The 20,306-nt window shown below is 34.6% G+C and carries 21 protein-coding genes, 3 tRNA genes and 1 riboswitch; of the genes, 4 read left to right on the top strand and 20 right to left on the bottom strand.

Going from position 1 to position 20,306, the window contains the following annotated elements; genetic code table 11:
* The 7 genes from prfB to CAAU_RS01980 form a co-directional block, all read right to left on the bottom strand.
* Positions 1–1,097 (bottom strand): peptide chain release factor 2 gene (gene prfB, locus CAAU_RS02010; protein WP_242822552.1). Its coding sequence is split into 2 segments (ribosomal slippage), with 1,096 coding nucleotides annotated over them: positions 1–1,018 and positions 1,020–1,097; the frame shifts between segments, so codons are not numbered across the junction. This gene is flagged as partial in the annotation.
* A 12-nt stretch (positions 1,098–1,109) separates the two neighbouring features.
* Entirely contained in the window at positions 1,110–3,608 is a 2,499-nt protein-coding gene (gene secA / locus CAAU_RS02005; RefSeq protein ID WP_008907765.1) for a preprotein translocase subunit SecA, read from the bottom strand.
* 90 nt (positions 3,609–3,698) lie between these two features.
* The gene (gene hpf / locus CAAU_RS02000; protein WP_008907764.1) at positions 3,699–4,232 is read right to left on the bottom strand and encodes a ribosome hibernation-promoting factor, HPF/YfiA family; all 534 of its coding nucleotides are present in this window, start codon (positions 4,230–4,232) and stop codon (positions 3,699–3,701) included.
* Between the two features lie 456 nt (positions 4,233–4,688).
* Complete coding sequence (locus tag CAAU_RS01995) at positions 4,689–5,309, bottom strand: ComF family protein (protein WP_008907763.1); 621 nt, start codon at positions 5,307–5,309, stop codon at positions 4,689–4,691.
* Between the two features lie 17 nt (positions 5,310–5,326).
* Positions 5,327–6,919: a DEAD/DEAH box helicase family protein gene (locus CAAU_RS01990; RefSeq protein WP_008907762.1), complete on the bottom strand. Its 1,593-nt coding sequence runs from the start codon at positions 6,917–6,919 to the stop codon at positions 5,327–5,329.
* A 10-nt stretch (positions 6,920–6,929) separates the two neighbouring features.
* Positions 6,930–9,146, bottom strand: coding sequence for an SF1B family DNA helicase RecD2 (recD2, locus tag CAAU_RS01985; RefSeq protein ID WP_008907761.1), 2,217 nt, complete (start codon positions 9,144–9,146; stop codon positions 6,930–6,932).
* 9 nt (positions 9,147–9,155) lie between these two features.
* Positions 9,156–9,674: a hypothetical protein gene (locus CAAU_RS01980; protein ID WP_008907760.1), complete on the bottom strand. Its 519-nt coding sequence runs from the start codon at positions 9,672–9,674 to the stop codon at positions 9,156–9,158.
* Between the two features lie 128 nt (positions 9,675–9,802).
* Here CAAU_RS01980 and CAAU_RS01975 point away from each other — a divergent pair, with 128 nt between their 5' ends.
* On the top strand, positions 9,803–11,032 hold the full coding sequence (locus CAAU_RS01975) for an MFS transporter (RefSeq protein ID WP_040305667.1): 1,230 nt from the start codon (positions 9,803–9,805) through the stop codon (positions 11,030–11,032).
* A 207-nt stretch (positions 11,033–11,239) separates the two neighbouring features.
* A complete protein-coding gene (locus CAAU_RS01970; protein WP_008907757.1) occupies positions 11,240–11,791 on the top strand; it encodes a hypothetical protein in 552 nt (183 codons plus the stop codon).
* A gap of 33 nt (positions 11,792–11,824) precedes the next feature.
* Here the strand turns inward: CAAU_RS01970 and CAAU_RS01965 are convergent, their stop codons facing one another.
* The 8 genes from CAAU_RS01965 to CAAU_RS01930 form a co-directional block, all read right to left on the bottom strand.
* Positions 11,825–12,202: a hypothetical protein gene (locus CAAU_RS01965; RefSeq protein ID WP_008907756.1), complete on the bottom strand. Its 378-nt coding sequence runs from the start codon at positions 12,200–12,202 to the stop codon at positions 11,825–11,827.
* 128 nt (positions 12,203–12,330) lie between these two features.
* Positions 12,331–12,477, bottom strand: coding sequence for a YvrJ family protein (locus CAAU_RS14125; RefSeq protein WP_008907755.1), 147 nt, complete (start codon positions 12,475–12,477; stop codon positions 12,331–12,333).
* A gap of 10 nt (positions 12,478–12,487) precedes the next feature.
* Complete coding sequence (locus CAAU_RS01960; RefSeq protein WP_008907754.1) at positions 12,488–12,703, bottom strand: DUF2922 domain-containing protein; 216 nt, start codon at positions 12,701–12,703, stop codon at positions 12,488–12,490.
* Positions 12,704–12,744: 41 nt separating this feature from the next.
* Complete coding sequence (locus CAAU_RS01955) at positions 12,745–12,969, bottom strand: DUF1659 domain-containing protein (RefSeq protein ID WP_008907753.1); 225 nt, start codon at positions 12,967–12,969, stop codon at positions 12,745–12,747.
* A 114-nt stretch (positions 12,970–13,083) separates the two neighbouring features.
* On the bottom strand, positions 13,084–14,274 hold the full coding sequence (metK, locus tag CAAU_RS01950) for a methionine adenosyltransferase (RefSeq protein ID WP_008907752.1): 1,191 nt from the start codon (positions 14,272–14,274) through the stop codon (positions 13,084–13,086).
* A gap of 123 nt (positions 14,275–14,397) precedes the next feature.
* Positions 14,398–14,500: riboswitch (SAM riboswitch) on the bottom strand.
* Between the two features lie 285 nt (positions 14,501–14,785).
* Positions 14,786–14,871, bottom strand: a tRNA-Tyr gene (locus CAAU_RS01940).
* A gap of 3 nt (positions 14,872–14,874) precedes the next feature.
* Positions 14,875–14,949 (bottom strand) — tRNA-Thr (locus tag CAAU_RS01935).
* A gap of 5 nt (positions 14,950–14,954) precedes the next feature.
* Positions 14,955–15,030: transfer RNA gene (locus CAAU_RS01930), tRNA-Val, on the bottom strand.
* Between the two features lie 248 nt (positions 15,031–15,278).
* Between CAAU_RS01930 and CAAU_RS01925 the strand changes: the two genes are divergently transcribed.
* A complete protein-coding gene (locus CAAU_RS01925) occupies positions 15,279–16,019 on the top strand; it encodes a tRNA lysidine(34) synthetase (protein WP_008907751.1) in 741 nt (246 codons plus the stop codon).
* Positions 16,020–16,029: 10 nt separating this feature from the next.
* Here the strand turns inward: CAAU_RS01925 and CAAU_RS01920 are convergent, their stop codons facing one another.
* Positions 16,030–16,209, bottom strand: a complete 180-nt coding sequence (locus CAAU_RS01920; protein ID WP_008907750.1) for a hypothetical protein — start codon at positions 16,207–16,209, stop codon at positions 16,030–16,032.
* 117 nt (positions 16,210–16,326) lie between these two features.
* On the opposite strand from CAAU_RS01920, the gene yyaC reads away from it, so the two are divergent.
* Positions 16,327–16,872 (top strand): spore protease YyaC, encoded by a 546-nt coding sequence (gene yyaC, locus CAAU_RS01915; protein WP_008907749.1) that lies wholly within the window; start codon positions 16,327–16,329, stop codon positions 16,870–16,872.
* A 1-nt stretch (position 16,873) separates the two neighbouring features.
* Here yyaC and mreB read toward each other — a convergent pair whose 3' ends face one another.
* The 4 genes from mreB to spoIID form a co-directional block, all read right to left on the bottom strand.
* A complete protein-coding gene (mreB, locus tag CAAU_RS01910) occupies positions 16,874–17,902 on the bottom strand; it encodes a rod shape-determining protein (RefSeq protein WP_008907748.1) in 1,029 nt (342 codons plus the stop codon).
* Between the two features lie 78 nt (positions 17,903–17,980).
* On the bottom strand, positions 17,981–18,235 hold the full coding sequence (gene spoIIID, locus CAAU_RS01905; protein ID WP_008907747.1) for a sporulation transcriptional regulator SpoIIID: 255 nt from the start codon (positions 18,233–18,235) through the stop codon (positions 17,981–17,983).
* 114 nt (positions 18,236–18,349) lie between these two features.
* Positions 18,350–19,147 carry a M23 family metallopeptidase gene (locus tag CAAU_RS01900; protein WP_008907746.1) on the bottom strand — a complete coding sequence of 266 codons (798 nt, stop codon included), beginning with the start codon at positions 19,145–19,147 and terminating at the stop codon, positions 18,350–18,352.
* Positions 19,148–19,213: 66 nt separating this feature from the next.
* The gene (gene spoIID / locus CAAU_RS01895; protein WP_008907745.1) at positions 19,214–20,266 is read right to left on the bottom strand and encodes a stage II sporulation protein D; all 1,053 of its coding nucleotides are present in this window, start codon (positions 20,264–20,266) and stop codon (positions 19,214–19,216) included.
* Between the last annotated feature and the right edge of the window lie 40 nt (positions 20,267–20,306).

Here is a 20,306-nt window from a genome sequence, read left to right as displayed (position 1 = left end):
CCATCTTTAAATATGCATTTATAAAATCGTCGATTTCTCCATCCATAACAGCTTGAATATTTCCAATTTCAACTCCAGTCCTATGATCCTTAACAAGGGTATAGGGCTGGAATACGTAACTTCTTATCTGGCTTCCCCAGCCTATTTCCTTTTGCTCTCCAGTAAGATCCTCTATCTTTTCCTTTCTTTCCCTTTCTTTAAGCTCAATTAGCTTTGCTTTTAGCATCTTCATTGCCATTTCTCTATTGGAGTGTTGACTCCTTTCGCTCTGGCAGGAAACTACTATTCCAGTTGGAAGGTGGGTTATTCTAACGGCAGACTCAGTCTTGTTAACATACTGCCCGCCTGCCCCGCCGGAGCGGAAGGTATCTATCTTTATATCCTCATCCCTTATTTCTATATCCTGATCATCGGTAATTTCAGGTAAAACTTCAACAGAAGCAAAGGATGTATGCCTCTTTCCTGCAGCATCGAAGGGTGAAATTCTTACAAGTCTATGAACACCCTTTTCAGCTTTTAAATAACCATAGGCGTATTCCCCTTTTATCTCTAATGTTACGCTCTTTACTCCTGCCTCATCACCTGGTAAAAAGTCTACGGTCTCTACTTTATAACCTTTGCCTTCCGCCCATCTTGTATACATTCTTAAAAGCATAGAAGCCCAATCACAGGCCTCTGTTCCACCTGCACCAGCATGGATAGTTAATATAGCATCATTTTTATCGTATTCTCCAGAAAGCATCGTCTCTATCCTAAAGGCTTCTATATTTTTTTCAAGGTCGTGCCTTTCTTCTGCGATTTCATCAAGATGAGAGTAGTCCTCCTCTTCATCACAAAGCTCAATTAAAACCTCAAGATCCTCCACTCTTTTTAAAAGGCTCTCATATCTTTCTACTTTATCCTTTAGGGATTTTGCCCTTTGAACTATCTTTTGAGCCTCCTCAATGTTGTTCCAAAAATTAGCATCCTGCATCTTGGTTTCTAATTCTTCAACTTCCTTTTTGAGCCTTGGGATGTCAAAGAGAAGCCCCCACTTCTTCTAGGATTCTTTTCATTGGTTCAATTGCTGAATAATGTTCTTCAAATTGAATGTGCATCCTATCGCCTCCTTATACGTTTCTTCCACAACAATTTTTATATTTTTTACCGCTTCCACATGGGCATGGATCGTTTCTTCCTATTTTTTCTGATTTTCTAACAGGCTGCTTTTTAACAGAATCATCATAGTTCGTTGAAGTAGGCTCTGCTACCCTTTCCCTTTCAACCTTTCTTTCAGGTTTTACTCTAAACAGGAATCTTAATGTATCTTCTTTGATGCTATAGATCATCTCATCAAACATATTCATACCTTCAATTTGATATTCTTGAACAGGGTCTCTATGCCTATACGCTCTGAGGCCTATTCCCTGCTTTAGATGTTCCATAGCATCTATGTGGTCAATCCACTTTGTATCAACAGTCCTTAGAAGAACAACCCTTTCGATTTCTCTAAAAATATTTTCTTCAAATTCCTTTTCCTTTTCCTCATAAGCTTTATTAATTGTATCTGTAATTTTTTCTAGGATTTCATCCTTTGAAAGAGGATCTAACTGCTGTTCGCTAATTTTTACCATAAATACGTCTTCAATATATCTTGAAAGTCCCTTAAGATCCCATTCTTCCCTATGCCTGTCATCAGTTACATGGGCATTGACTATAGATGTAACAACATCTATGATCATACCCTGTATGCTGTCCTTTAAGTTTTCTCCCTCTAAAACCTTTTTCCTTTGGGAATATATTATTTCTCTTTGTCTGTTTAAAACATCGTCAAACTGCAATAGGGATTTTCTTATTTCAAAGTTGTTTGCCTCAACCCTCTTTTGGGCCTGTTCTATTGCATTTGTAACCATCTTACTTTCAATAGGCTCATCATCAGGAAGACCAAGCTTTGATACTATATCCTTTATCCTATCAGAACCAAAGAGCCTCATCAAATCATCTTCTAAGGAAACATAAAATCTTGAACATCCTGGATCCCCTTGACGGCCAGCACGTCCTCTTAGCTGGTTGTCTATTCTCCTTGATTCGTGCCTTTCAGTTCCTATTATTTTAAGTCCTCCAAGTTCAGCAACACCCTCACCAAGTTTTATGTCGGTTCCACGACCAGCCATGTTTGTTGCAATGGTTACCATACCTCTTTCTCCAGCATGGGCAACTATTTCTGCTTCCTTTTCATGGTATTTTGCGTTGAGAACCTGATGATGAATACCCCTTTTCTTTAACATGGTTGATAGCATTTCTGATTTTTCTATGCTTATCGTTCCAACTAGAACAGGCTGCCCGGTTTTATGGGTTTCAACTATTTCTTCAACGATGGCATCAAATTTTGCCTTTTCTGTCTTATATACAACATCCGGATGGTCTACTCTAATCATAGGCCTATTTGTTGGAATTACTATAACATCAAGTCCGTATATTTCTCTAAATTCTGCCTCTTCGGTTTGGGCAGTTCCTGTCATACCGGCAATTTTTTCATATAGTCTAAAGTAGTTTTGGAAGGTAATAGTCGCAAGGGTCTTTGACTCCCTTTCTATTTTAACTCCTTCCTTTGCTTCAATTGCCTGATGAAGACCATCTGAATATCTTCTTCCATACATTAATCTTCCGGTAAACTCATCAACTATAATAACTTCACCATCTTTTACTACATAATCGATATCCCTTTTCATAAGGGCATGAGCCTTTAGGGCTTGAATTACATGGTGCTGTATCTCCATGTTCTCTGGATCTGCATAGTTTTCAAGATTAAAGAATTTTTCTGCTTTATCTATACCGCTTTGGGTTAATGTAACTGCATGTTGTTTTTCGTCAACTTCATAATCTTCATCCTTTTTTAATGTCCTAACAAACATGTCAGCAACTTCATATAGCCTTGTTGATTTTTCACCAGCGCCAGAGATAATAAGAGGAGTTCTAGCTTCATCTATAAGGATTGAGTCAACTTCGTCGATTATGGCATAATGAAGATCCCTTTGAACCATCTCTTCTTTGTATATAACCATGTTATCCCTTAAATAGTCAAAGCCAAATTCATTATTAGTTCCGTAGGTGATGTCACAATTATATGCCCTTCTTCTTTCCTCTGCATCAAGGTCATGGGTAATAACACCAACAGTAAGCCCTAAAAATTCATATATCTTACCCATCCATTCCCTGTCACGCTTTGCAAGGTAGTCGTTTACAGTTACAACATGAACACCCTTTCCAGTTAGGGCATTAAGGTAAGCAGGTAAAGTTGCAACTAATGTTTTTCCTTCACCTGTCTTCATTTCAGCAATTCTTCCTTGATGAAGAACGATGCCACCTAAAAGCTGAACTCTAAAATGCTTCATTCCAAGGGTTCTCCAAGCAGCCTCCCTAACAACTGCAAAGGCCTCTGGCAAAATGTCATCGAGGGTTTCGCCCCTTTGAAGCCTTTCCTTAAACTCGAAGGTCTTATTCCTAAGCTCTTCATCTGAAAGACCTTCCATAGTTTTTTCAAGGCTTTCTATTTTATCGACTATTGGCATTAGCCTTTTAATTTCCCTTTCACTGTGGGTCCCAAATATCTTTTCTAAAAGTCCCATCCTACCACCTTCCTTTAAAGCAATACTAATATTTTAACATATTTTAATTAATTTAACAATCAAAAGAAATAAGGCACGATTAATCGTGCCTTATATTTCTGGCTCTATTATACCGTAGTTACCGTCCTTTCTTTTATAAACCACATTGACCTCTTCTGTATTTGCGTTTCTAAATACAAAGAAATTATGACCTAAAAGCTCCATTTCAAGTATTGCCTCTTCGACATCCATAGGCTTTACTGAAAACCTTTTTTTCTTAACTATCTTGCCCTCTTCATCCTCATCGTAATCCCTATATTCAGGTATATCTAAGAATTTCAGTGTTTCTCCATTGTGAACCCTCTTTTGTAATTTAGTTTTATGTTTGATTATTTGCCTTTCTATTTTTTCAACTACATTATCTATGGATGTATACATATCACCGCTTGATTCTTCGCCCCTTAATATCATCCCGTTAAATGGTATTGTAACCTCAATTATCTGCCTATTCTTTTGAACTGATAAAGTAACATGTGCCTCCTGTTCTGGACTAAAATACTTTTCAAGCTTGCCAAGCTTTTTTTCTACAACATCCTTTAGAGCATCTGTTAAAACTATGTTCTTTCCCGTAATCATAAATTTCATAAGATCTACCCCTTTCAAGTGGTCTAAGGGAAAAATTTCTTATTTTAATTTTAATATTTTCTGAAAATTTAATCAAGCCTTTTTTACTAAAGTGTGAAAAATGTTAATATGTTGATATTTATCTGTGGATAATGTGGACAAATTTGTGCATAACTTGAATTTCAAAGGGTTTTTATCAACAATTAATGTTAATATCTTTTTATATTTTGTGCAAAAATATAAAAAGAAATACAAAAAGGATATGGCATTGATTAGCTGACCTGGTCTTTGCCCCCACACTCGCCTGCTGGGAGTTTTGCTTAAGGTGTATGCCTCTCACTAATCCTCCTCTCGGTTTTACCGGCAGGACTTACTTCTAAGCCGCACCATGCTCATCAGACTTTGTCTGACTTACGTGGGTCGTTTCGCCTGCGACTGGCATCGACTTTCAACCACAGACCTAATCATGCCATATCCTTATGACGCAAAGGTCAAAACTATTACTTTTTTAGCCTTACACTTTTTTAAGGCTTCGGATGCATAATGGGCTGTTGCCCCGGTTGTAAATACATCATCCACAATAAGAATTGTTTTCCCTTGAAGGTCCTCGTTACAATCAAAAACCCCCTTAACATTATACCATCTATTTTCATCTTTGAATAGTGTTTGAGACTTAGTATCTTTTATTTTTTCTATGCAATCCTTAAAAGGAATAAACGTGAGCTTTGAAAGTTCCTTTGCAATTAAAAGAGCTTGATTATATCCCCTTAGTTTCAACCTTTTCTTGGAAATTGGAATTGGAACAATAAGATCAAATTTTATTTTATTCTCATCTATTGTATCCTTCATAAAAAACGCTATAACTTTGCTCAGTTCAACTTTTTCTTTATATTTCAATCTTCTTACTATGTCCTTAGCTACCTTGTCATACTTAAATACAGAATATACCTCATCAAAGGCTACCTCTATAGGATAAGCATATACAACACTTTTAGATAATTTAATTTTTAAAATCTCCGTATAACAGAAGGTGCAAAGTCCAAATTTTTCTTCTTGAAGTCTTCCACAGTTTAAACAATATTTTGTTTCAGGAAACAAAATATAGAAAAGGGCATCTATTGCTTCACAAACCCCTTTTCCCAGGCGGCTTTGTTTAAACTTCTTATACACTTTTTGGCTAAAGAGATCCCCTCCGTTTCATTTTCGGCAACAAATAAAACCTCCCCAACTTTTTTGTTTTTCCCAAGGGATGCAAGGGCAGATAGATAAATTAAAATTTCTTCGTTATAACAGTCATCATGGGCATTTAAAACTATAACGTTTACATTTTCTGAAAAGTTTTTAGAAATACTAAAATCGCTGGTTAAATATATCCTTTTTGTTCCCTTCAAAAACGTTAAAAAATCGCTTTTTGACTCAATTTGATTTTTATTTATACCCTCCATTATAAGGTAATTCAATATTGTTGATATTTGCATCCTCTTAGGGATAAAAACTATTGTTTTGCTTCCATCCTTGATTGACCATCTTAAAGTATCTAAAGCAAGATCAGGAAGATAAAATCCCTCCCTTAGAACCTTTGATATCTCAACCCTTGGTTCAGGAATTAGATGGTTGCCATGAGAATAGGGCAAAAATGTAATTTCAAAGCTGAGTTCTTTATATCTTTCGGGATTTATACAAGCTACTATAAACTTCCCCTTGTCCTTGCAAGCCTTTTTTGCCGCAAAGTGCAGCAATTTCTCTTTATTAAATGCCCTATAAATATCGTTCAATAAAACCAAATCAAAGGCTTTGTAAAAAGGAACATAATTAGATTTGTAGGATATAACTATATCGTTATTTCTAAAATCTTCAAATTTATCATGAATTATTGATATTTTTTTGTTGTAAAAGGTCGATTTTAAATTTTCTAATGCTTCATATGCCTCATTAAAGCTTGTTATATATAGGACCTTACCACCAGTTTTCAAAATTTCGGAAAAGGAAGGGTAAAGCATATCTAAACTAAATGAATGGGGAGCTGAGAAAATAAGCCCATTATTTTTCTTGGATTTTATAAAATCTAATAGATCAAGGGCGATATCTTCCTTTACGTCCTTTAATTTTGGAAATTTATATCCTAAACCTTGTCTTAATGAGAAATTATAGTTATCTGCAGCATAAATCAATAGATCCGATTCTTTAAAATTAAATTGGCAGCCTTCGCAAACCCTCCTTCTGCAGAAATTACAATAAAGTTTTTCTCCTTCTTCTCTAAAGGCAGGAAGAATTGAAACTCTTCTTTCACAGTATAATACCTGTAATATATCAAGCAGATAATCATATTGATAATATCTTTTAAAATAATCGATGATATCATTTAAGGTTAAAACTCTACCTATAATTTTACCCTCCACAAATTCTATATCTTCCTTTGATGGTAGAACATATCCTGAAGATATTTTTTTATATTCTGCCTTTAGACTATTTTTTTTAATCTCCTTTTTCACTAAAAAGTCAGTATTTTTTATTATTTTATCAAGCATAGATGTTTTATTTATTTTATCAATAATGCTCTTAGCCCTATCAATTGAAATCTTACCTAATACTTCAAAGGATTCAATATTTCTTGTCCTTTTTAAAATTTCGTGGTCTATATACGGATTAAAGGAAAAATCATATATAGCCCCACCCGTCCCCTTGGCTTTATACAAATAAACCTCCATCGGATCACCTCTATTTAATTGACGAAATAACATCTATTATTCTGTTTTTTAGACCAGAAAATCTATTAAAGGTTTTGTCGTTTGAGATCATAAAGCTTAGGGCTTGTTTCATCCCGACAAGCACCACAAGTTTCTTAGCCCTTGTCACAGCTGTATATATTAAATTTCTCGTCATAAGCATCGGTGGCCCAAAGGAAACTGGAACAACTATTACAGGAAATTCGCTTCCTTGACTTTTATGAATTGTTATGGCATAGGCTAGATCCAGTTCATCAAGATTTGAAAAATCATACACCACCCTTTTATCATCGAAGGCAACAGTCACCTTTTGTTCCTCATCGTCTATTTTTTCTATAAAACCTATATCACCATTAAAAACTCCAACCCCCTGACCATCTATCGAAAAATCCCCTTCCCATTGTAGACTGTAGTTATTTTTGGTTTGCATAACCTTATCGCCTTCTCTAAAAATCATGTCCCTAACCTCTTTTTCTGCCTTTTTACTCGAAGGAGGATTTAAAATCCTTTGAAGCTCTTTATTTAAATTCAACACTCCATTTTCTCCCTTTCTCATAGGAGATAAAACCTGTATATCCTTTAAGGGGTCAAAGCCCTCCTTAAAGCTTGGCAGCCTTCTGTCTACAAGATTTAAAATCTCTTCTAAAATATCTTGAGGATTGTTCTTTTGAATAAAGAAAAAATCTTTATCCTTTTCGTTAAGAAAAGGCATCTCACCATTATTTATTTTATGTGCATTTATAGCAATAAGACTCTCATTTTTTTGTCTAAATACTCTATTTAATCTAACAACTACAACACCCTTGCTTTCTATTATATCCCTTAAAACATTTCCAGGACCTACAGAAGGGAGCTGATCTACGTCCCCAACAATAATAAGCCTTTTACCCATGTCGATGGCCTTTAACAAACTATTCATAAGGAGGATATCCACCATCGAGGCCTCATCTACTATGATCACATCCTGATCTAATGGATTATACTCATCCCTTGCAAAGCAAGGGCCATTTTCAGATTCTAAAAACTCCATCTCAAGGAGCCTGTGAATAGTTTTTGCTTCTTCTAAAGTAGCCTCCGTAATTCTCTTTGCAGCCCTCCCTGTTGGAGCACAAAGGGCAACCTCAAGACCCTTTTTATTAAAAATTTTTATAATACATTTTATTATCGTAGTTTTCCCTGTGCCAGGACCTCCAGTTATTACGCAAACACCATTCGATACTGCCTTAATTATTGCCTCCCTTTGTTCATCAGCTAATTTAATATTATTTTCCCTCTCAAAATCCTTAATCTCCTTATCTATCCATTCAAGATCTTCTTTAATTGTTTGAAGGGATAATTCTATAAGTTTTTTGGCAACCTTAAGCTCAGCAAAGTAATAAGGTGATAAATAATAAACTTCTTGATTATCTATATCATCCCTTACAACATCCTTAGACTCAATAAGACTTATAATCTCATTTTCTATAAGCTCATAGGGGATGTTAAGTAGTTTATAGGCCTCCTCCAAAAGCTCCAATTTAGGAAGATAAACATGTCCGTTTGATATGCAGTTTGCAAGGACATATTTTATTCCTGCCCTAATTCTATATTTTGAAGTTAAATCTGTCCCAATACTTCGTGCTATTTTATCTGCCGTTTTAAATCCTATTCCATTTACCTCATCACAAAGTCTATAGGGGTTTTCTTTGACGACCCTTATTGTTTCATTTCCATATCTTTTGAAAATTTTAATCCCTAAGTTTGTTGAAATACCATAGCTTTGTAGGAAAATAAGGACATTTCTTAATTCTCTCTGTTCGTTGAAAGCTTCAGAAATCCTTTGGGCTTTTTTTTCTCCTATTCCGTCAACTTCTGTTAACCTTTCCGGGTTCATTTCTATTATCTCTAAAGTGTCTTTGCCAAACTTTTCTACAATTTTTTTAGCAGTTACCGGACCTATTCCAGGAATAAGCCCTGATGCCAAATATTTTTCTATGCCTTCTATGGTATTAGGCTTAACCTCTTCGTAGCCAGTAAGCTTAATTTGTTGTCCAAAGGTCGGATGAACTACCCACTCGCCTGAAACCTTTATCCTAATTCCTTCGCTAATATAGGGCATTGTTCCTACGACTGAAATGAGCTCATTATTATGTCTTAACTTGATAACTGTATATCCATTTTCTTCATTTCTAAAAACTATATTCTCAACTAATCCTTCTATTTCTATCATTCTCATCACCTATTCCAAAAGCTTTTTAAGATAGAGTATCTCATTTAATATAAAAGCAATATCCCCCTTTGTCGCAGGGGCGTTAAAGTCAAATTTATCTAATTTAATTTTATCACAAAATTCCTTTTCTAGAGTTTTAACTAATTTTGTCCTTTTAATAACAGACCTATAGCTTTCTATAAAAAAAATTTTTTGTCCATCTTTTAAAAGGATTTCTCCTTCTTCTATTTTATCAATAAAATGAAAATTAATATAGCCATAAACTTCATCCCTTGACGTCCTGGGTTTTCTAATTTTTATTGGAAGTAAGATTTCCTTTTCATTTAACATAAGAGGAATAATGTTCTTTTGATTTAACACTTTTCTACATTTTCTTCTAACCTCTTTAAAATCCAGCATTCTTTCTTTAAATATGTTTTTGAGCATATTGGAAAGTTTTATATAAACAATTCTTTCTCCCTTTTCATCCTTTACCTTGCAAACATCCCCTACTCCCTCTAAATAGAAAGGCAAGATATATATAAGCATGATATCAACCCCTTCCATTTTATTACAAGAAAATTATAATACGAACATTTGTTCGGTGTCAAATTTTAATTTTTCTTTCAATTTTTTTAATTTTTTGTTATAATCTTTATGGGGATGGGGGTGTTATATTGTCTAAACTAAAAAATAACTTTTTCCTTAATAATTTGAACGGAGTTTTGCAGGTCATCGCAGTGAATTTAGTTACTTCCTTTGCAGGACTGTTTTTAAAAAGATTAAATGCAAATGATGAGCTTGTCTCGCTTTTTAATTCACTTCCAGCTTTTTTCAGTATCCTTGCGATATTTATAGGTGGAATTATTTTAACAAATACAAAAAACAAAAAGCGAACAACATCCTTCGCTTTTTTAATAACGAGGTTTTTTTATATTTTAATCGCACTTGTTCCCTTTTTACCTGATAAATTAAGGCCAATAGCCTTTGTAATATTATACAGTGCAATGAATTTTCCAAATTCTATTGCAGTATTTTTATGGCAGTCTTTCCTCGCAGACATATTTCCACCTGGAGATAGGGAGGCAAGTTTAGCATCAAGAAACAGCATTGCAACAATAGCAGGAACTGCAACAACTCTTATAACAGGATTTTTATTAACTTCTCTTTCAAGGAATAAATCCCAGCTTATAACCTTTTATCAAATAGCCTTTGTTATAGCCTTTTTTATTGGAATAATCGAGGTTATAACTTTATTAATGCATAAAGAGAGAAAAAATGCTGCCTATGCAGAAGTTTCAACTAACGGTAATAAAATATCTTTAGATTTTTTGATAAACCTTCCAAAACATAAGGAATATTTTGTTTTTATAATCTGCGTCATTATTTTTCATTTTACATGGCAAATGGCTTGGCCACTTTTTTTAACCTATGAGGTAGATTATCTTAAAACGAACGAGATGTGGGCAGCCATTATATCCACTATAAACGGAATTGCAATGGCATATGGATATAGGTTTTGGGGACGTTTTTCTAAAAATAACGGCAATTCTGCTGCAATAACTATTGCCTCATTAGGCATGGCCCTTGCACCCTTTTTCTATTCTATATCTACCAAAATATATCATGTTACATATTTTGTTGCGCTTACAGGCTTTAGTGTATCAGGGGTTATGCTACTTCTTTTAAACTCGTTATATGAGGTATCCCCAAGAGAAAATCGAACCTCCTTTATTGCCTTTTATAATCTTGTAACTAATATAACTTTAGTAATTTCCCCTTGGATAGGAATGAGATTATCGCATTTTACAGGAATAAAAAATGCCTTTCTGATAGTAGGATTTTTAAGAATACTTTCTGGATTAACGTTTCTTATAAGGCATAAAAAACAGCAAGTTGAAGCATAAAAATACTTAGGATCTTTAAAAAGTTTTTAGTTAGCCCCGTGAAGGATACCATGACATTCAGTTATTTCACTAAGCAATTCTAATTGCTAAAGCTTATGAAAGATTGTCTTTTAAATCCTTATGGGGTATTTCAAATCTTTAACAGAAAAAGGAATTATCTGCAATCTGATAATATATACTTCTGTTATTTTTTTAGGAGGGATTTTTATGTTTATTTTAGGTATAATTCTTATACTTTTAGGCTCGGTAATAATATACAAAAAATCATTTCTGTGTAAATATGAATTTTTTAACTTTATTTTTCTTCTTTTAACTCTTTTGACTTCTATATCATTTGAACAAATTAGAGCTAAAATAGCATTTATTATAGTGATGTTTGTTTTTGGGCTTTTGTTACACTATGACTATGGGGATAAGGTTATAGTTAAAGGAAAATATATAGTTTTTAACTTGCCTCCCAATGACATCCTAGATATTCTAAGTAAAATTTTAAAAGAACAGCAAATTAATCATAATGTTCATAAAAATTCAATCATAATAGAAGAAGAAAAAAATAAATGGACAATCAAAGTTAAACCCAAGGTATTCGATTTAACGTCTTTATATTTAACAGATATATATAATACCCCCTTATATAAACTTATAGTAGAAAAATTAAACAGTTCGTTAAAAGGATATAAAACTAAACCTTTTTCAAAGTTAGGCTTAATTTTAACGGCTTGGGGACTAATGTTCGCTGTGATTTACTTATTTTCTTAAAAAAATGAAGGAGAAAGGATTTCCCCTCCACCTTTATTGGAAATTAATATATGTTAAAAAATATGCACCATCATTAGAGCCATGTCTTACGTATTTATAGGTGCATATCACATTAAATGTATCTCTTGTTAAATTTACGAGTATTGCATCAATGTTATTATCTTTATTTATTAGATTCTCTGAAATTACACTCGTCAACAATGTTGATGTAATCCCTCCCAAAAATGCAAATAAATTATTTGTTGACATTAATAACACTGTAACCAAAGTCGTTGCAATAACATTAACCCAATCTTCTTTTGCTTCATAATAGTTTCTAATTACTTCTACTTCTTTTCTTGTTAAAGTTGCATTTACAGTAATTACATTCTTACTTGCTTTGCTTGGAGGACAATATATTGCTATAGCCATTAAATCTCACCTTCCTAAATTCAAATTTACTTTAAACTGCAAAGTCAATTTTCAATAGCTAGAAATTTTTATGTTTTTTAAAATGATTTGATATCTATTAAAGATTAAGAGTGGGGAAAACCCCACCCTTAATCCTTAATCGACGCAATTGTTCTCGATAACTCATTTATGCTCTCGGAAAGTTTCTCCAGTTTACCCTCCACCCTAACTAGGAGGTAAATGGATAAAACTATTGGAAAGCCTAAATTGGCTATCTGGTTTAAAATACCATCCATACTATCACCCTTATCTTACGGCATAATCAGTAACATCCCTTGAAATCACGCTTGCCCCCATTATTGAAACTAAATTTCCGCCTGTTGAATCAAATATGTTTTTTGCTAATATGAGCTGCATTAAATTTCTTATTTCCTCCGTCGTTATTCCATCCTTAACATAAGGGATGTTTATTGAAACATTTCTACCAGCTGTATTTTGGAAAACCATCTGTAAAGTCTTCATCAAAATCCCCCCTTCTTTAAGTATTAAAAAGGCCATTCCCATTAAGCATTAATAAGCTGTGATACGTCTTGTCTTACAACGTTTTGAATTGGTCCTTCAAGTAATGTTTCAATTGCTGCAACAACATCAAAAACGTCCTGATCTGCTGCAGTTGGTTTTACCCTTCTTAAGGTTACAGCCCTTTCGATGTCATTGCCGTTTTGGTCAACCCCAAGCTTTACCCTAAAAACAACATTTGAAGTAACCTTTACTGCTGTAACTGCCATCTCTCTCACCTCCTAACAAATAAATAGGGACGGTTCTTAATTTTTTATATAATCAAAAAATTAAGAACCGTCCCCAAAAAATAAACTTAGGTGCCAGGCACCTAAGTTTAGGTTTTACATCATTTCCGCAACTATCTTCTTGATTTCTTCTACTTTATCAAGTCTTTCCCATGGAAGGTCAAGGTCTGTTCTTCCAAAGTGTCCATAAGCTGCAACTTGTCTATAGATTGGTCTTCTAAGATCAAGATTCTTTATAATAGCAGCTGGTCTTAAGTCGAATACTCTATTTACTATTTCAACAATCTTATCATCTGGAAGCTTTCCTGTCCCAAATGTTTCGACTTCAATTGAAACTGGTCTTGCAACTCCTATTGCATAAGCTATTTCAATTTCAAGCTTATCAGCAAGTCCTGCAGCAACAAGGTTTTTTGCTACCCATCTTGCAGCATATGCAGCTGAACGGTCAACCTTTGTTGGGTCCTTTCCTGAGAAGGCACCGCCACCATGTCTTCCGTATCCACCGTATGTATCAACTATTATCTTTCTTCCTGTTAAGCCTGAGTCTCCGTGTGGTCCACCGATTACGAATCTTCCTGTTGGGTTAATTAAATATTTTGTATTTTCATCTAAAAGGTTAGCAGGAACAACCTTTCTTATAACATGTTCTATAATGTCTCTTTCTATTTGTTCCCTTGTTACTTCTGGGCTATGTTGTGTTGAAACAACTATTGTATCTACTCTTACTGGTTTATCATCATGATATTCAACTGTAACTTGAGTCTTTCCATCAGGTCTTAAATACTCCAAAGTTCCATTCTTTCTAACTTCAGCAAGCCTTCTTGCAAGCTTGTGAGCAAGTGCTATTGGAAGAGGCATGTATTCTGGTGTTTCATTGCAAGCAAAACCGAACATCATACCTTGGTCTCCTGCTCCAATAGCTTCTATTGCGTCCATTTCTCCCTTTTTAGCTTCAAGAGCCTTGTCAACGCCCATTGCTATATCTGGTGATTGTTCGTCTATTGAAGTTAAAACTGCACATGTATCTGCATCAAAACCATACTTAGCTCTTGTATATCCTATTTCTTCTACTGTCTTTCTTACTATCTTTGGAATATCAACATAGCATTTTGTTGTTATCTCTCCCATAACAAGAACCATACCAGTAGTTACTGCTGTTTCGCAAGCAACTCTAGCTTCAGGATCCTGTGCAAGTATAGCATCTAGTATCGCATCTGAAATCTGGTCACACACTTTATCTGGATGACCCTCTGTAACTGATTCTGAAGTAAAAAGTCTTTTTACCATTCTAAAACCTCCTTTTTTAAAAATCCTACTTTTATATTATTTTTCATTTTTGACTATTTTTATAAGCTCTAAACATTATGTATTAAAAAAAGCCCCTTCTGACAAGAAGAGGCTTAATACTCGTCCTCATCTCCCAGAATGTTTCCATTCTGCAGGAATTGGCACCTTGCTTTATGCAGGTTGCCGGGTTTCATCGGGCCCGTCCCTCCACCTCTCTTGATAAGGATATCCTTATCATATTTAATTTTAGCAAGAACTATCTCCACTCTTTGAAGGGTGGCTTCGTAGTTAAGATAACTTTTGTTACCAGATTCTCCACGCTCAAAGGACTGTTCCATCCCCAACAATACCACTATGTGGTTGGTTTAGCTTGGATTTCGCTATATAATTATTTTATATTTTATATTTTTTTAAGTCAAGAGACATTCATCACCCACACAGAAGTGGCGACTTCTGCCACTGATTAGTTAAAATTTAATACAAATAAAAAGACGCTTTAAAGCGTCTTTTTTGGTGGAGCGGGGTGGATTCGAACCACCGAAGGCGTCTGCCAACAGATTTACAGTCTGCCCCCTTTGGCCGCTCGGGAACCGCTCCATGTGGAGCCGGCTATAGGACTCGAACCTACAACCTACTGATTACAAGTCAGTTGCTCTACCATTGAGCTAAGCCGGCATATCTGGTGGGCACCACAGGGCTCGAACCTGTGACCCTCTGCTTGTAAGGCAGATGCTCTCCCAGCTGAGCTAGGCGCCCACGCTTTATTTTGTTTTCCCGTCGCTCACCAGCGACATTATTAAGTATACATAAGATTACTCTTTTTTTCAACGCTCATTATTTATTATTACACTAAATTATATCTTTTATACTCACATTATCTCTTTATATCTCTTGTTTTCTCCTATATATCATAAAAAATTTTAATCAGGATTAAAATGCTTCTTCACAGGAAAGCATAAATACTGATATATTTTATATATATAGGTCTCAAGGCGGTGGTAATTATGCAAAGAATACTTGGTAGATTAAGAAAATGTATTCAGGAGTTTAATATGCTCCAAAATGGTGATAGGGTTGTTGTTGGGCTCTCAGGTGGAAAGGATAGCACTCTTCTATTATACGCCCTTTCCCTTTATCAAAGGTTTAGTCCACAGAAATTTGAACTAGGTGCAATAACTATAGATATGGGACTTGAAGGGATGAACCTTACCCCTCTTATAGAATTTACTGAACTACTTAACGTCCCATATAAAATAGTGCAAACTGATATTGCTAAAATAGTATTTGATATAAGAAAGGAAACAAATCCTTGTTCTCTTTGTGCAAAATTAAGGCGAGGTGCTTTATACAACTCCGCAAAGGAAATGGGATATAACAAAATAGCCCTTGCCCATCATGCAGATGATGCAATAGAGACCCTTTTAATGTCCTTATTCTTCGAAGGCAGAATAAGCACCTTCTCGCCAATAACATATTTTGAAGATAAAGACATTTATCTAATAAGGCCCTTTGTTTATCTATATGAAAAGGATATAAGAAGTGCTGTAAAGAAAAATAATGTCCCTGTAGTAAAAAATTTATGTCCTGCCAATGGTAAGACCCAAAGGCAAAGCATAAAGGACCTTATATGGCAACTCCAAAAAACTATTCCTGATATTAAAGATAACATGTTGGGTGCTATTGAAAATATTGAAGAACTTAATATATGGGATAAGGAAAAATTGAGAAGTTTATGTAATAAATAGGGCAGATGCCCTATTTAAAATTAATATTCACATCATAATAATTATCGAAAATGTATCCTGCTTCGTCTTCAATTGTGTTTTCATCATAATAAAACACACCTTCTACTTTTTCCGCCTTTAATGTAAATATAGAAACTAAAGTCATAAAAGTAATTATAATAACGATGATTATATTAAAATACTTTTTCAAGTTATCACCCCTCATAGCTTTTTCTTTATTATTTTTTCTTAAAATAGCAAAAAATATACAACCTCCAGTAATAAATGTTTCTTTAAGTCTGTATATATGAATTGAGGGGGTGGTTAGTTGAGATCTTCAAACTATGATACCATAGTGGCGGTAGTAAATTATAAGGAAGAAGGTGCCAAAGAGGCATTAGCAGAATATCTATCAAATTTTTTGAGGGATAATACACTGATAGTATGCATAGGAACTGATAAATGCATAGGAGATAGTTTAGGACCACTGGTTGGCACATTTTTAAAAGAAGCTAATTTCCCACTGCCTGTAATAGGCACACTTCAAAACCCTGCCCATGCTGTAAATTTAGAAGAAATACTTTGTGATATTAGCTGCCAATACCCAAATTACTTCATAATAGCAATAGATGCATGTTTAGGATTTGAAGATAACCTAGGTGATATTCAAATAAAATTAGGTCCTGTTCATCCAGGAAAAGGAGTAGGAAAAAATCTTCCGACCGTTGGGGATATATCAATAGTCGGAGTTGTTGATTCTATAGATATTAAAGATGGTTATTGGTTAAAAAATATCCGATTAAACTTTATATGGGATATGGCTAAAATTATCTCAGAAGGTTTAATTTTGGCTGCAAAACAAAAAGGCATGTAACTCATGCCTTTTTAGCTGCTTTTCTTGGTCCCTCGTCTACTAAATAATCTAAATAATCTAACGAGATACCTGTTCCCTTTGCAACGCAAGATATAGCATCCTCAGCAACTTTTACAGGAACCTTTGTTCTTTCTTGAATATATTTATCAAGTCCCCAAAGAAGGGATCCTCCCCCTGTCATAATTATTCCATTGTCGCTGATATCAGCCGCAAGCTCTGGAGGAGTTTTTTCAAGAACCTGATGAACAGCATCAGTGATAGCTTCAACAGGCTCCGATAGAGCAAGCCTTATCTCTTCAGAGGTTACTAAGATATTTTTAGGAAGGCCGCTTATTAAATCTCTTCCCTTTATTTCCATTGAAATATCCTCGTCCCTTTTGTAGGCACAACCTATGTTTATTTTTAATTCCTCCGCAGTTCTTTCTCCAATCATTAACTTATACTTTTTCTTCAAGTATGAAATAATCGCATCATCAAATTTATCCCCAGCAACTTTTATGGATGATCTTACAACGATTCCACTCAAGGAAATTACTGCAATATCCGTTGTTCCACCACCTATATCAACTATCATACAACCATTAGGCTTTGAAATATCAACACCTGCACCTAGTGCTGCCGCAATTGGCTCCTCGATTAAATAGACTTCCCTTGCTCCGGCATTATAAGCAGCATCCTTTACGGCTCTTTTTTCAACTTCTGTAGCTTCACATGGAATGCATACAACTACCCTTGGCCTTAAAAGTTTTTTACTACCATAGGCTTTTTTTATAAAATGCTTTAGCATCTTTTCTGTTGTATCATAGTCTGATATAACTCCATCCCTTAAAGGCCTAACTGCAACTATATTTCCTGGGGTTCTTCCTATCATCTGTCTTGCATCTTCTCCAACAGCCAATACTCTATTTGTGTTTTTGTCAAGAGCAACTACTGATGGTTCTCTTAGAACAATCCCCTTTCCCTTTACATAAACCAAAACACTAGCAGTTCCCAAGTCTATTCCCATATCATTACTACCAAACCAGAACATATTTTCACTCCCTACCTATATACTGCAATTATAATATTCGATAAAAATTTGCAAAATCCTTCTTGGTAGGGAAAAATTTTATGCATTTGCTGATTTATATTTCAATTTTGTTGCCTTTCCTCCCCTTATATGTCTTTCTGCCTTATTTATTTCTAAAATCTCCTTTGCTTCTTTTGCTATCTGAGGATTGATTTTGGGAAGTCTTTCTGTAATATCCTTATGAACGGTGCTCTTGCTAACCCCAAAGGCTTTTGCAGTTTTTCTTATGGTTGCTCTAGTTTCGATAATATATCTTGCAACTTCCAAAACCCTTTCTTCTATATAGTCCCTCATCTATTAACCTCCCTTTTACACCTTAATTAAATATATGTCCTTGAAAAATCAATTATTTCTAAAAAAAAGAGCGCTTGCAAAACCTATGGCAATTCTGCAAGGCCCTTTGGAAAATTACTTTATATAGTCAAGAGGGTTAACTGTAACTATGTCTTTTCCTTGCTTTTTAATAACTGCAAAGTGAATATGACTTCCTTCTATGCTGCTTGCTTCTCTAATGGATGTATCCCCAACAAATCCTATAACATCGCCCTTTTTAACTTTATCTCCCTTTTTAACCTTTAACTCTTGAGCAAGATTGCCATAGACGGATTGAATACCATTGCCATGGTCTATGATTACAGTAATTCCATATCCAGTTTTTAAATTTAATCCTTCAATAATCTTATCATCAGTAATAATATCAATAACCTTTCCATCTGCAGCAGCCTTAACTTCTGTTCCGATATCAGCAGCTATATCGATACCCTCATGGGTCTCCCATTGCTGCAGAGTTACAGAATATTGAAGATTTTCTTTGTCAAAATTCTTTGTAATCTCGCCCTCAACAGGCATAATCATTTTAAATGCTGGGGCTGGATTTGAAGCCTTTGAAGAAGCCTTTTCATTATTGGGCTGCCCTTTATCTGTTTGAGTTTTATTATCTTTATTCTGAACAGTTGATTTTGGAACCTGAGCAACTTGCATTTCTTTTATGTTTGATAATTTCTCTTCAACTAGCGTAGGCTCATTATTTGGTTCAGTAATCTTTTCTTCTGTTTTAATTGGAGCCTTTGCAAGGTCTTTACTAATTTTTGCATTATTCCTTGAAACATAAACTGCTGCAACTGCTACTACACACAAACAGATAAAGAGCACAACATAAAACATTTCTCTTTGAAGCATTCTTTTAAAATTATCTTTAAATCCCATAATTACACCTCCTGTAAAATAGTTTTGTCCAAATAATCCCATTTTATACATGCAAAAATAAAAAAGTTAGGGTTGTTGCCCTAACTTTAATACATCTTCAATTTTTTGAATTTCAACTCCTCTATAATAATGTTTAATTATATCTTCATAACTATATCCTCTTTTACCCATTTGGTTTGCTCCCCACTGACTCATTCCAACACCATGCCCATACCCTTTAACAGTGAAGGTTACATTTTTAGTGTCTATTTTTATCGTAAAGGCAGCACTTTTGAGCCCCATCGCCCATCTTACATCGATTCCTGTAAATTCTTTATCTCCTATCTTTATCCTGTTTACTCTCCCCCCTTCAGTCCATTCAAGTATCTTTATCTGATTTGCCAATCTACCTTCACTTAAATTGATATTGGGACTTAATTCCTTCATCCTCCTTATAAACTCTTTTTTACTCATAACTACTGTTGTTATATAGTTTGGAGCAACCTCCTCATAGGGGCTTTCAACGCTTACCAAATAGGGCTCTTGATAACCAAATACATATCTACTATCCTCTGTTTTGCCCCCGCTTGTCGAATGGTATTTAATATGCTTTGCTATTTCTCCATTATATGTTATAACAAGCCCTTTGGTAGATTCTACTGCCTCCATTATTTTATTCCAGTTTTCTAAAGCACTATTAGCATCCCATAGCTTTAATCTCTCCTCCTTTGAAATCCATGCTTGGCAGTGGACATCGCTGCACACATCAACCCCTTGATGTTTATTACAACCACTTCCTCCTAAAGATATCATATTTGCTATAACAAAGGTTCTTGCTGCAATTGCCTGTGCCTTTAATGCCTCAATATTAAAAGATACGGGCATCTCAGCTGACACTACACCTGCAACATAATCCTCAAGATCAAGCTCTATTACTTTATTGTTTTTTACATCAAACATCTTAACCTTTATATTTGAATCTATCTTTGCTATCTCCTTAACATTGTTATCCGTTACAATAGGGAACTTATTCAATATTACAGGTAGTTTAATTCCTTCTCCTACTCCGCCCAATATAGTAACAGGAACAAATATGACTATAAAAGCTACTAAAAATACAAAATATCCTATGTATTTCAATTTTCTCCCCCCAAAGCAAACCTATTACATTTTATTTTTA

The sequence above is a fragment of the Caloramator australicus RC3 genome (assembly GCF_000297115.1).
Taxonomy (GTDB): domain Bacteria; phylum Bacillota; class Clostridia; order Clostridiales; family Caloramatoraceae; genus Caloramator; species Caloramator australicus.
The sequence above is the reverse complement of the archived record's forward strand: the minus strand, read 5'-3'. Positions and strand labels throughout refer to the sequence as shown.